Origin of the sequence: Streptomyces cahuitamycinicus (assembly GCF_002891435.1) — a bacterium.
GTDB lineage: Bacteria > Actinomycetota > Actinomycetes > Streptomycetales > Streptomycetaceae > Streptomyces > Streptomyces cahuitamycinicus.
The window spans coordinates 1-12,060 of record NZ_POUC01000246.1; the positions used below are offsets into that span (position 1 = coordinate 1).

At 71.2% G+C, this 12,060-nt stretch carries 9 protein-coding genes and 1 pseudogene; 3 read left to right on the plus strand and 7 right to left on the minus strand.

Annotated features, from left to right (window positions below; all coding sequences use genetic code 11):
• Both C1J00_RS47075 and C1J00_RS27495 read left to right on the plus strand, forming a co-directional pair.
• Positions 1-109, plus strand: a pseudogene (locus tag C1J00_RS47075) (DUF4439 domain-containing protein); the annotation flags it as partial.
• 48 nt (positions 110-157) lie between these two features.
• Entirely contained in the window at positions 158-1,096 is a 939-nt protein-coding gene (locus C1J00_RS27495) for an aminoglycoside phosphotransferase family protein (protein WP_102911709.1), read from the plus strand.
• A 130-nt stretch (positions 1,097-1,226) separates the two neighbouring features.
• Here the strand turns inward: C1J00_RS27495 and C1J00_RS27500 are convergent, their stop codons facing one another.
• The 7 genes from C1J00_RS27500 to C1J00_RS27530 form a co-directional block, all read right to left on the minus strand.
• Positions 1,227-2,927, minus strand: coding sequence for a proline--tRNA ligase (locus tag C1J00_RS27500; protein WP_102911710.1), 1,701 nt, complete (start codon positions 2,925-2,927; stop codon positions 1,227-1,229).
• 107 nt (positions 2,928-3,034) lie between these two features.
• Positions 3,035-3,565, minus strand: a complete 531-nt coding sequence (locus C1J00_RS27505) for a GNAT family N-acetyltransferase (protein ID WP_102911711.1) — start codon at positions 3,563-3,565, stop codon at positions 3,035-3,037.
• A gap of 118 nt (positions 3,566-3,683) precedes the next feature.
• The gene (locus C1J00_RS27510; protein WP_102911712.1) at positions 3,684-4,532 is read right to left on the minus strand and encodes a GNAT family N-acetyltransferase; all 849 of its coding nucleotides are present in this window, start codon (positions 4,530-4,532) and stop codon (positions 3,684-3,686) included.
• A 177-nt stretch (positions 4,533-4,709) separates the two neighbouring features.
• Entirely contained in the window at positions 4,710-5,867 is a 1,158-nt protein-coding gene (gene ispG, locus C1J00_RS27515) for a flavodoxin-dependent (E)-4-hydroxy-3-methylbut-2-enyl-diphosphate synthase (RefSeq protein WP_102911713.1), read from the minus strand.
• A gap of 168 nt (positions 5,868-6,035) precedes the next feature.
• Positions 6,036-7,340 (minus strand): M50 family metallopeptidase, encoded by a 1,305-nt coding sequence (locus C1J00_RS27520; protein WP_500691490.1) that lies wholly within the window; start codon positions 7,338-7,340, stop codon positions 6,036-6,038.
• Entirely contained in the window at positions 7,337-8,593 is a 1,257-nt protein-coding gene (gene dxr / locus C1J00_RS27525) for a 1-deoxy-D-xylulose-5-phosphate reductoisomerase (protein WP_102911714.1), read from the minus strand. Before dxr ends, C1J00_RS27520 begins: the two co-directional genes overlap by 4 nt.
• A 96-nt stretch (positions 8,594-8,689) precedes the next feature.
• Positions 8,690-10,630: an acyl-CoA dehydrogenase family protein gene (locus tag C1J00_RS27530; RefSeq protein WP_102911715.1), complete on the minus strand. Its 1,941-nt coding sequence runs from the start codon at positions 10,628-10,630 to the stop codon at positions 8,690-8,692.
• A 349-nt stretch (positions 10,631-10,979) separates the two neighbouring features.
• On the opposite strand from C1J00_RS27530, the gene C1J00_RS27535 reads away from it, so the two are divergent.
• Complete coding sequence (locus tag C1J00_RS27535) at positions 10,980-11,993, plus strand: LacI family DNA-binding transcriptional regulator (protein WP_102911716.1); 1,014 nt, start codon at positions 10,980-10,982, stop codon at positions 11,991-11,993.
• Positions 11,994-12,060: the final 67 nt, after the last annotated feature.

Below are 12,060 nucleotides of genomic sequence, written 5' to 3' on the forward strand. Positions count from 1 at the left end.
GCGGGAGGCGGCGGTACGGGCGGTGCGCTGGCGCGGGAAGAGCGTAGCCTTCCCTGGGCTCGCGGAGCGGGCCGGCACGGCCCCGCCCTCGGCGGCGCCGACGGCGTGACCCACGCGGGGCACGCACCGGGGACAGTACGAAGGGAACGACTCGCGCATGGTTTTCGAACCGCCGAAGCGCCTGGTCAGGGCGCTCGGTGAGACGGCGCCGGACGGTGACGACTGGCTGGAGAGGCTGCCCGAGGCGGCGCAGCGGGCCGTCGCGCTACGCGAGTTGACCGTGGAGCGGGTGCAGGTGCCCGGCGGGCGCAGCAGCCTGGTGGTGCTGGTGCGGGCGGCGGACGGGACGCCGGCCGTGCTGAAGCTGGCGCCGGGCCGGGCCCGCCCGGAGGCGGAGCGGGCCGCGCTGGCGCACTGGGCCGGGCGGGGTGCGGTGCAGCTGCTCGACCCTCCCCCGGGCTCTGCGCTTGGCTCGGGCGGCGGGACGCCCCTGTCCGCGGTGGGCGTGCTGCTGCTGGAGCGCCTGCACCCGGACGTGTCGGTGCGGTCGCTGCCGGAGGCGAAGGCGCTGCTGGAGGCGGCGGGGACGTTGCGGCGGCTGTGGGTGGAGCCGCCCGCCGGCTTCCCCTTCGAGACCGTGGCCGAGCGGACCGGGCGGCAGGCGGAGGCGATGCGGGCGCGTGCGCGGGCTGCTCCCGAGGTGGCGCCCCTGGTCGACGTGGCGCTCGCGGCCCGCGAGGAGCTGCTGGCCGCGCCGCCCGAACACCGGTTGCTGCACGGCACGTTCCGCCAGAGCAAGGTGCTCGGCGGGGAGCGGATGCCGTGGCTGGCCGTGGGGCCCGACCCGGTGGTCGGCGAGTGTGCCTTCGATCTGGCCCGGCTGGTCCGGGACCGGGTGGAGGACCTGATCGCCCAGCCGTCCGGCGCGGCCACGACCCGGCGCCGGGTGAAGCGGCTCGCCGAGTCCCTGGACGTGGACCAGGAGCGGCTGTGGGGCTGGACGCTGTTCCGGGCCGTGGAGTCGGGCGTTCGGGCGGGGCGGGTCGGACGGCCGCGCGACGCGGAGCTGCTGCTGGAGTTCGCGAGCTGGCTGTGAGGCGTCGGGGCGGAGGGCCCGGCCCGCCGCGTCCAGGACCGCCGGCCGGGACGTCGTCCTCACGTACCGGGCGGACTGATTTCGGCCAGTCCGCCCAGCCCTGTCGGTGCTGTGCCGTGCGGCGTCGGTGCTATGCCGTGAGGCGGGCGACGGCTTCCTCGATCGTCAGTTCCTCGCGCTCGCCGGTGCGGCGGTCCTTCAGTTCCACCACGCCGTCGGCCGCGCGCCGGCCGGCCACCAGGATCTGCGGTACGCCGATCAGCTCGGAGTCCGTGAACTTGACGCCCGGGGAGACGCCGGGGCGGTCGTCGACCAGGACGCGGACTCCGGCGGCGGCCAGCTTCTGCGAGATCTCCAGGGCCAGTTCGGTCTGCAGGGCCTTGCCTGCGGCGACCACGTGGACATCGGCCGGGGCGACCTCGGCGGGCCAGCACAGGCCCTTGTCGTCGGCGCTCTGCTCGGCCAGGGCGGCGACCGCACGGGAGACGCCGATGCCGTAGGAGCCCATGGTGACGCGGACCGGCTTGCCGTTCTGGCCGAGGACGTCGAGCTTGAGGGCGTCGGCGTACTTGCGGCCCAGCTGGAAGATGTGGCCGATCTCGATGGCGCGGTCGAGGACGAGACCCGTGCCGCACTTGGGGCAGGGGTCGCCCTCCTGCACGACCACGACGTCGACGTAACCGTCGACCTCGAAGTCGCGGCCCGCGACGACGTTCTTGGTGTGCGTGCCGGCCTTGTTGGCACCGGTGATCCAGGCCGTGCCCGGGGCGACCCGCGGGTCGGCGATGTAGGTGACCTTGTCCAGGCCCCGCGGTCCGACGTAGCCGCGGACCAGGTCGGGGCGGGCCGCGAAGTCCGTCTCGGTGACCAGCTCGACGGTGGCCGGGGCGAAGTGCGCCTCGACCTTGCCCATGTCGACCTCGCGGTCCCCGGGGACGCCCACGGCGACGATCTCGCCGTCGACCTTCACGAGGAGGTTCTTGAGCGTGGCCGAGGCGGGGACGCCGAGGGAGGCGGCGAGGGTCTCGATGGTCGGGGTGTCGGGGGTCGGGATGTCCTCGGCGGCCGGCACGTCCGAGCCGTCCACGGGCTTCAACTCGTACGTGATCGCCTCGGTGTTGGCGGCGAAGTCGCAGTTGGGGCAGTCGGCGAAGGTGTCCTCGCCGGCCTCGGCCGGGGCCAGGAACTCCTCGGACTTGGAGCCGCCCATCGCACCGGCCGTCGCGGCGCAGATGCGGTAGTCGAGACCGAGGCGCGCGAAGATCTTCTGGTAGGCCTCGCGGTGCAGGGCGTAGGACTTCGCGAGGCCCTCGTCCTCGGTGTCGAAGGAGTAGGAGTCCTTCATCAGGAACTCGCGGCCGCGCAGGATGCCGGCGCGGGGGCGGGCCTCGTCGCGGTACTTGTTCTGGATCTGGTAGAGGATGACCGGCAGGTCCTTGTAGGAGGACGCCTGGTCCTTCACCAGGAGGGTGAAGATCTCCTCGTGGGTGGGGCCGAGGAGGTAGTCGCCGCCCTTGCGGTCCTGGAGGCGGAACAGCTCGGGGCCGTACTCCTCCCAGCGGCCGGTGGCCTCGTAGGGCTCGCGCGGCAGGATCGCGGGGAGCAGGACCTCCTGGGCGCCGACGGCGTCCATCTCCTCGCGGACGATCCGCTCGACGTTGGCCAGCACCTTCTTGCCGAGGGGCAGCCAGCTCCAGATGCCGGCGGCGGTGCGGCGCACGTAGCCGGCGCGGACGAGGAGCTTGTGGCTGAGGACCTCGGCGTCCGCCGGGTCGTCGCGCAACGTCTTCGCCAACAACTGGGACATGCGCTGGACCGGTACGTTCGCCATGGTTCCTCTGCTCCTGCTGCTGGGGGTCCCCCCGCTCGAGCGGAGCCGAGAGTGGGGGAAGGTGATGGCAGGAGGTTATCCGGGGGGTGCGCGGGGGTGGAAATCGGTTATCCGCGGCGCAGTGGCAGAGGGGCGCCCATGACGGCGTACGGCTTCGGCGCGCTGGGGAAGAGGACCTGGCGGGCCAGGTCCTGGTAGCCGAGGGAGCGGTAGAGGGCGCGGGCCGGGCTGTCGGTGTCGATCGCGGAGAGGATCGAGCGGGGTTCGGCGGCGCTGTCGGTGATCGTCGTGATCAGGGAGCGTCCGAGGCCGCGGTTCTGGTACGCGGGGTGGACGTGCAGTTCGGTGATCACGAAGGAGTCGTCGAGCCAGTGGTCGTTACGCAGGGCGCGGAGGTAGGGCTCGACGACGGTGGACCACCAGTGGGTGCGGTCGTTGGGCATGCCGTAGACGAAGCCGACGAGGTCGCCGTCGGCTGTGGCACCGAGGGCGCGGGCCCCGGGGTACGTCATGTGGCGGAGGACGATCTGGCGTCGGACGGCCACCTCGTCCGGGCCCAGGCCGAAGGCCACGGCTTGGACGGCCAGCGCCTCGTCTACGTGGGCGGAGAGGTCGAGTGGGCCGATCACCAGGTCCATGGCGGGAGCCTACAGGGGGGTTCCCGTTCATTGCCGAGTGCGGGTTGGATGTGGCTGATCGGGCCCACGCGGCGGAACCGCACATCGGACACAGCCCCGCGCCCCTTCGGGGGCGCCTTCAGAACAGGACGCTCATGAAAGCTCCCACTTCCTGGAAGCCCACCCTCTGATAAGCCCTTCTGGCCGCCGTGTTGAAGTCGTTGACGTAGAGGCTGGCCACGGGGGCGACGTCGGCCAGCGCGTAGCGCAGTACGGCCGCCATGCCGGGGGCCGCCAGGCCGGTGCCGCGGTACTCGGGGGCCACCCACACGCCCTGGATCTGGCAGGCGCGGTCCGTCGCGGCGCCGATCTCGGCCTTGAAGGCGACCTTGCCGTCCGCGTCGAAGCGGGCGAAGGCGCGGCCGGAGCCGACGAGTTCGGCGACGCGGGCCTGGTAGAGCAGGCCGCCGTCGCCGGCCAGCGGGGAGACGCCGACCTCCTCGGTGAACATCGCGACGCACGCCGGCATGATCGTCTCCATCTCGTCCTTGCGGACGCGACGGACGTAGGGGTCCGGGGGGATGCCGGCCGGGAGGCGGTCGGTGACCATGAGCGGCTGGTGCCGGCGGACCTCGCGGGCCGGGCCCCACTGGGGTTCCAGCAGCCGCCACAGGTCGGAGGTGGCGCCGGAGGGGCCCACGATGGAGGAGCAGCGGCGGCCGGCCCGGCGTGCGCGGTCGGCGAAGGCGCGGACGGCGCGCGGGCCGGCGCAGATCGGGACCAGGTTGGCGCCGGCGTAGCAGAGGGAGGCAAGTATGCCGTCCTCGTACCAGCCCCACATCTCGCCACCCAGCCGCCACGGGTCGAGTCCGGCGATCTGCACGCGCGACGTCACGAAGGCGTTCGCGACCGGCTCGCGGTCGAGGACGGCGAGCGCCGCGTCCAGGTCGCTCGGTTCGAGGACCCGTGAGGTGGTCTGCGTCAACACGTGCGGGCCTCACGAACTGGGGTTGCTGGTCTCCGCACTATAGCTGCGCTGCTGGGGCGGGGCGCCTTGGAGCTCGGGAGCCGGGGATTCGTCGGCGGGTGCGGGATTTCCGTGGCTGGTCGCGCAGTTCCCCGCGCCCCTTTCCGGGCGCGGTTCCAACTGGCGGCCTTTCAAACGTCAGCCCGCTACCGCCACCGACGGTTCGCCCGAGGCGACGCCGTCCTGTTCCATCTGCTCGGCGAGCTTCATCGCCTCTTCGATCAGCGTCTCCACGATCTTGGACTCGGGGACGGTCTTGATGACCTCGCCCTTGACGAAGATCTGGCCCTTGCCGTTGCCGGAGGCGACGCCGAGGTCGGCCTCGCGGGCCTCGCCGGGGCCGTTCACCACGCAGCCCATGACGGCGACGCGGAGCGGGACCTCCATGCCGGTGAGGCCGGCGGTGACCTCTTCGGCCAGCTTGTAGACGTCGACCTGGGCGCGGCCGCAGGACGGGCAGGAGACGATCTCCAGGCCGCGCTCCTTGAGGTTCAGGGACTCCAGGATCTGGATGCCGACCTTGACCTCCTCGGCGGGGGGCGCCGAGAGCGAGACGCGGATGGTGTCGCCGATGCCCTGGGAGAGGAGGGCGCCGAAGGCGACGGCCGACTTGATCGTGCCCTGGAAGGCCGGGCCCGCCTCGGTGACGCCGAGGTGCAGCGGGTAGTCGCACTGGGCGGCGAGCTGCTTGTAGGCCTCGATCATGACGACCGGGTCGTTGTGCTTGACGGAGATCTTGATGTCGCGGAAGTCGTGCTCCTCGAAGAGGGACGCCTCCCACAGGGCCGACTCGACGAGGGCCTCGGGGGTCGCCTTGCCGTACTTCTGGAGGAGGCGACGGTCGAGGGAGCCGGCGTTGACGCCGATGCGGATCGGGGTGCCGTGGTCCCGGGCCGCCTTGGCGATCTCCTTGACCTGGTCGTCGAACTGCTTGATGTTGCCGGGGTTGACGCGGACCGCCGCGCAGCCGGCCTCGATGGCCGCGAACACGTACTTCGGCTGGAAGTGGATGTCGGCGATGACCGGGATCTGCGACTTGCGGGCGATGGTCGCGAGGGCTTCGGCGTCGTCCTGCGTCGGGCAGGCGACCCGGACGATCTGGCAGCCGGAGGCGGTCAGTTCGGCGATCTGCTGGAGGGTCGCGCCGATGTCCGAGGTGCGGGTCGTGGTCATCGACTGCACCGAGACCGGGGCGTCTCCGCCGACCGCCACGGATCCGACCTGGATCCGGCGGCTCTTCCGGCGCTCGGCGAGCTTGGTCGGAACGGACGGCATGCCGAGAGAAATCGCAGTCATCTGCTGTGCAACCCCAAGTCGTGGATCAAGGTCCGGTCCCGTGAGCAGCGGGCTCCGAGCTTCGAGATTACGGCACATGCGCCGGCTCGGGCACATCCCACCCGTCGTGCCACTCGATGGGAGGCGGCCCGGCGGAAAGCATGCCGGGCCGCCGTGAACGCCGTATGACTAGGAGATTCTCACCGGGTTCACCACGTCCGCGATCAGGACCAGGATCGTGAAGCAGATGAAGATGCCGGCGACGACGTAGGCGACGGGCATGAGCTTCGCCACGTCGAAGGGGCCCGGGTCGGGCCGGCGCAGCACCTTGGCCGTGTTGCGGCGCAGCGACTCCCACAGGGCTCCCGCGATGTGGCCGCCGTCGAGCGGCAGCAGCGGGAGCATGTTGAACAGGAACAGGGAGAGGTTGAAGCCGGCGACCAGCATGAGGGCCATGGCCAGCTGCTGGGTGGGCGGGATGTCGAGGGTGAAGATCTCGCCGCCGACGCGGGCCGCGCCGACCACGCCCATCGGGGAGTCGGCCTCGCGTTCGGCGCCGTCGAAGGCCGCGCTCCACAGGGCCGGGACCTTGCTGGGGAGTGCCGCGAGGGAGTCGACGGCCTCGCCGATGCGGTCGCCCATCCAGGTCACGGAGTCGCCGAAGTCCTGCTTGACCACGCCGGTGGCGGCGCTGAAGCCGAGGAAGCCCGCCTGGACGTACTGGCCCTCGACGATCTGGCCGCCGGAGTCCTTCTTGGCGACCTGGTTGGTGGCGATCTTCGCGTGCAGGGTGACGTCCTGACCGCCCCGCTCGACGACGATCGCCACCTCCTTGCCGGGGGTGGCGCGGATGAGGTCGGACAGCTTGTTCCAGTCGTCGGTCTTCACACCGTTGAAGGAGACGATCTTGTCGCCCGCCTTGAGGCCGGCGGCGGCGGCCGGGGCGGCCGGGTCGCCCTTCTCGCACTTGTCGCGGTTCTCGTTCTGCGCGATGACGCACTGGGAGACCGAGCTGACCGTGGTGGTCTGCTGGGTGATGCCGAAGCCCATCAGGACGGTGAGGAACAGCGCCACCGCCAGGACCAGGTTCATGAAGGGGCCCGCGAACATCACGATCACGCGCTTCCAGGGGGCGCGCGTGTAGAACATGCGGTTCTCGTCGCCCGGCTTGAGCTCCTCGTAGGCGGCGGTGCGGGCGTCCTCGATCATGCCGCGCCAGGGGGAGGTGGAGCGGGCTTCCATCCGGCCGTCGGGGCCGGGCGGGAACATGCCGATCATGCGGATGTAGCCGCCGAAGGGGATGGCCTTGATGCCGTACTCCGTCTCGCCCCTGTTGCGCGAGAAGAGGGTGGGGCCGAAGCCGACCATGTACTGCGGCACGCGGATGCCGAAGAGCTTGGCGGTGGACAGGTGCCCCAGCTCGTGCCACGCGATCGAGAACAGCAGGCCGACCGCGAAGAGGAGTATGCCGAGGATGAACATCAGGGTCGTCATGCACGGGCCTCCGCCGTCTGTGCCGCCAGTTGCCGGGCCCGGGCCCGCGCCCAGGTCTCCGCTTCGAGGACGTCCGACACCGTGAGTGAGGTTCCCGTACGCGGGGTGCCGTGCTCCTCGACGACCCGGGTGACGGTGTCCATGATCCCGTCGAAGGGCAGTGCGCCCCGGAGGAACGCCTCCACGCACTCCTCGTTGGCCGCATTGAACACCGCCGGGGCGGTGCCCGCGAGCTCGCCCACGTGCCGGGCGAGGTTCACCGAGGGGAAGGCCTCGTTGTCGAGCGGGAAGAACTCCCAGGTCGAGGCCTTGCTCCAGTCGAAGGCGGGCGCCGCGTCGGGCACGCGCTCGGGCCAGCCGAGGCCGATGGCGATGGGCCCGCGCATGTCGGGCGGGGTCGCCTGGGCCAGTGTCGATCCATCCGTGAACTCAACCATCGAGTGGACATACGACTGGGGATGCACGACGACCTCAATGCGGTCGAAGGGAATGTCGTAGAGGAGGTGCGCCTCGATGACCTCCAGGCCCTTGTTGACGAGGGTCGCGGAGTTGATCGTGATGACCGGGCCCATGGCCCAGGTGGGGTGGGCGAGGGCGTCCTCGACGGTGACGCTCGCCAGCTCGGCCTTCGTACGGCCGCGGAAGGGGCCGCCGGAGGCGGTGACGACCAGCTTGCGGACGTCGGCGCGGGTGCCTGCGGCCAGGGCCTGGAAGAGCGCGGCGTGCTCGGAGTCGACCGGGATGATCTGCCCGGGCTTGGCGAGCGCCTTGACCAGCGGGCCGCCGACGATGAGCGACTCCTTGTTGGCGAGCGCGAGGGTGCGGCCCGCCTCCAGGGCGGCGAGGGTCGGAGCCAGTCCGATGGAGCCGGTGATGCCGTTCAGGACGGTGTGGCAGTCGGATGCCGCCAGCCTCGTGGCCGCGTCCGGGCCGGCGAGGAGCTCGGGGAGCGGCTCGCTCGTGCCGTACTGCGCGGTGAGCGCCTCGCGCAGGGCCGGTACGACGTCCTCGCGGGCCACGGCGACCGTGCGCACCCGCAGCCGGTACGCCTGCTCGGCGAGGAGGGCGACCCTGCCGCCGTTGGCCGAGAGGCCGGTGACGCGGAACCGGTCGGGGTTGCGCAGCACGAGGTCGATGGCCTGGGTGCCGATGGACCCGGTGGAGCCGAGGATCACCACGTCCTTCGGGCCGTCGCCCGCGACTGGGTCGTGGACGAGGTGAGGGTCTGCGAGAGGGGCTGGACTGTCGCTCATTCCTCCATTGTTGCCGTAAGGCCGGTGTGTGAGGACAGCGCATCCCCTTCGTGGGGGCGCGCGCCATGTCTGCGCACGCCCCCCTGAGGGCCGGGCCTACCTGATCGGCCGGTGGACGTTCTCCTTCCGGCTCGGGCCGGGTGTCGCGTCCGCGATCCAGGGGCCCTCGCCCGACGGGTCGACGATGCCCTGCTCCAGCCACTCGTACGTGCCGGACAGGACGCCCTTGACGACCTTGCGGTCGAGGTCGTCGGTGTTGGTCCACAGGCGGGTGAAGAGCTCCTCGATGCGGATCCTGGCCTGGCGGCAGAAGACGTCGGCGAGCTGGTAGGCCTCACGCCCGTGGTCGCCCTGGCCGCGCAGGAGTTCGGCCCGGACGCAGGACGCGCTCATGGCGAACAGTTCGGCGCCGATGTCGACGATCCGGCCGAGGAAGCCCTGCTTGGACTCCATCCGGCCCTGCCAGCGGGACATGGCGTAGAAGGTGCAGCGGGCGAGCTTGCGGGCGGTGCGCTCGACGTAGCGCAGGTGCCCGGAGAGGTCCACCTCGTGTTTGAACTCGCTGTAGGAGGCGGGCAGCTGGCCGGGGCCCGCGACCAGTTTCGGCAGCCACTTGGCGTAGAACACGCCCGCGTTCGCGCCCGCCCTTGCCTTGTCGCCGAGGGACTTCTCGGGGTCGATGAGGTCGCCGGCGACCGAGAGGTGGGCGTCGACGGCCTCGCGCGCGATCAGCAGGTGCATGATCTCGGTGGAACCCTCGAAGATGCGGTTGATGCGCAGATCGCGCAGGAGCTGCTCGGCGGGGACGGCACGCTCACCGCGGGCCCTCAGGGACTCGGCCGTCTCGAAGCCGCGACCGCCGCGGATCTGGACGAGTTCGTCGGCCATCGTCCAGGCCGTCTCCGAGGCGTAGAGCTTGGCGAGGGCGCCTTCGATGCGGATGTCGTTGCGGTCCTCGTCGGCCATCTGCGAGGCCAGGTCCGTCACGGCCTCCAGGGCGAAGGTGGTGGCCGCGATGAAGGAGATCTTGGAGCCGACCGCCTCGTGGTGCGCGACGGGCTTGCCCCACTGCTCGCGGGCCGCCGACCACTCCCGGGCGATCTTCAGGCACCACTTGCCGGCCGCGACGCAGGACGCGGGCAGGGAGAGCCGCCCGGTGTTGAGGGTGGTCAGGGCGATCTTCAGGCCCTGGCCCTCCTCGCCGACGCGGTCGGCGGCGGGGACGCGGACCTGATGGAAGCGGGTGACGCCGTTCTCGATGCCGCGCAGGCCCATGAAGGCGTTGCGGTTCTCGACGGTGACGCCCGGCGCGTTCGTCTCCACGACGAAGGCGGTGATGCCGCCGCGGTGGCCCTCGCTCCTGGGGACCCGGGCCATGACGACCAGCAGATCGGCGACGACGCCGTTGGTGGTCCACAGCTTCACGCCGTCGAGGACGTAGTCGTCGCCGTCGGGCACGGCCGTGGTGGCGAGGCGGGCCGGGTCGGAGCCGACGTCGGGCTCGGTGAGCAGGAAGGCGCTGATGTCCGTGCGGGCGCAGCGCGGCAGGAAGCGGTCGCGTTGCTCCTGGGTGCCGAACAGCTTCAGCGGCTGGGGCACGCCGATCGACTGGTGCGCGGAGAGCAGCACGCCGATCGCGGGGCTGGCGGAGCCGGCCAGGGTGAGCGCCTTGTTGTAGTAGACCTGCCCGAGGCCGAGCCCGCCGTACTTGGTGTCGATCTTCATGCCGAAGGCGCCGAGCTCCTTCAGCCCGTCGATCACCTCGTCGGGGATCCGGGCCTCGCGCTCGATGAGGGCACCGTCGACCTTCGTCTCGACGAAGTCGCGGAGCTTGGCGAGGAACTCCTCGCCGCGCTGGGCCGCCTCGTCGTCCGGGAGGGGGTGGGGGTGGATGAGGTCGAGCCGGAAGCGGCCGAGGAACAGCTCCTTGGCGAAGCTGGGCTTGCGCCAGTGCTGTTCCCGGGCGGCCTCCGCCACCTCACGGGCCTCCCGCTCGGTGACGGCGGGACGGGAAGAAGGGGTGGTGGAAGCGGACATGAGGGGCACCTCGCCGCAACTAGGAAGATGAAGGACCGTTTCGTTACCGACCAGTGCTACTGGATCGTTGGTACCCGAATCCGGACGCTCCCACCAGTCCTCGCGCGTCCGTTCAGCCGAAGGGAGGCGGAGCGCCCCCGGCACTTGTCGGGCGCTCGGCGACGGTGTTGCATCGGGATGCCGTCCGGGGCGTGGCTCCGAGCTGTGAGAGCGCTCCGGGAAATCGCATCGAAGCGCTTCGACAACCTATGGACACCCACTCCTGCTGGGGCTACTGTCGAACCACCCTCACCCGCCCCTATCAGCTACGCGCACTGTCGAAGCGCTTCACAAGAGCTTGGAGAGCTGGATGGTCACCCTTGCCGAGGTCGCCCAGCACGCCGGAGTCTCGGCGAGCACGGTGAGCTATGTCCTCAGCGGCAAGCGGTCCATCTCCGCGAACACCCGGCAGCGGGTCGAGCGGAGCATCCGCGAGCTCGGCTACCACCCGAACGCCGGGGCCCGTGCCCTGGCCAGCAGCAAGTCGAACATCATCGCGCTGATGGTCCCGCTGCGCACGGACATGTACGTGCCCGTGATGATGGAGATCGCCATCGCCGTGGCGACCTCCGCCCGCGCCCACGGGTACGACGTACTACTGCTCACCGGCGAGGAGGGCCCCGACGCGGTGCGCCGCGTGGCCGGCAGCGGGCTCGCCGACGGCATGATCCTGATGGACGTCGAACTCGACGACGAGCGGCTGCCGTTGCTGCGGGAGACGGACCAGCCGTCCGTGCTGATCGGGCTGCCCGCCGACACCTCCGGTCTGACCTGCGTCGATCTGGACTTCCGGGCGACGGGCGCGCTGTGCGTGGAGCACCTGGCCAAGCAGGGGCACCAGGACATCGCCGTCATCGGGGAGGCCCCGGCCGTCTACGAGCGGCACACCGGCTTCGCCGAACGCACCCTGGACGGACTGCGCTCCCGTTCCCGGGAGCTGGGGGTGCGGCTGCTGCACCGGCCGTGCGAAGGCGGGTACGACGCGATGGCGGTGACGCTCGCCCGGATCCTCGACGAGCGCCCGGACACCTCGGGGCTCATCGTGCAGAACGAGTCGGCGGTGGAGCCGCTGCTCGCGCTGCTGCGGCAGCAGGGGCGGGCCGTGCCGGAGGACGTGTCGGTGGTCGCCATCTGCCCCGACCAGGTCGCGATGCAGGCCTCGGTGCGGCTCACGTCGGTCGCCATCCCCGCGCAGGAGATGGGGCGGCACGCCGTGGACCACCTGGTGGCCAAGCTCGAGGGGCGCGGCAGCGACCAGGTCGTGCTGATCGCGCCCGAGCTGACGGCCCGGGGGAGCACGGGGCCGGCGCCGAGCCGGTCGTAGGCGCCCCTCCCCCGCCTGTCTCTTATACACGTCTGACGCTGCCGACGAACCCTAGGGTGTAGATTTC

What these genes read in the sequence shown, in the direction of transcription:
- C1J00_RS27495 (WP_102911709.1), top strand. Translation starts at nt 158, where the DNA reads ATGGTTTTCGAACCGCCGAAGCGCCTGGTCAGGGCGCTCGGTGAGACG.
- C1J00_RS27500 (WP_102911710.1), bottom strand. Translation starts at nt 2,927, where the DNA reads ATGGCGAACGTACCGGTCCAGCGCATGTCCCAGTTGTTGGCGAAGACG.
- C1J00_RS27505 (WP_102911711.1), bottom strand. Translation starts at nt 3,565, where the DNA reads ATGGACCTGGTGATCGGCCCACTCGACCTCTCCGCCCACGTAGACGAG.
- ispG (WP_102911713.1), bottom strand. Translation starts at nt 5,867, where the DNA reads ATGACTGCGATTTCTCTCGGCATGCCGTCCGTTCCGACCAAGCTCGCC.
- C1J00_RS27520 (WP_500691490.1), bottom strand. Translation starts at nt 7,340, where the DNA reads ATGACGACCCTGATGTTCATCCTCGGCATACTCCTCTTCGCGGTCGGC.
- dxr (WP_102911714.1), bottom strand. Translation starts at nt 8,593, where the DNA reads ATGAGCGACAGTCCAGCCCCTCTCGCAGACCCTCACCTCGTCCACGAC.
- C1J00_RS27530 (WP_102911715.1), bottom strand. Translation starts at nt 10,630, where the DNA reads ATGTCCGCTTCCACCACCCCTTCTTCCCGTCCCGCCGTCACCGAGCGG.
- C1J00_RS27535 (WP_102911716.1), top strand. Translation starts at nt 10,980, where the DNA reads ATGGTCACCCTTGCCGAGGTCGCCCAGCACGCCGGAGTCTCGGCGAGC.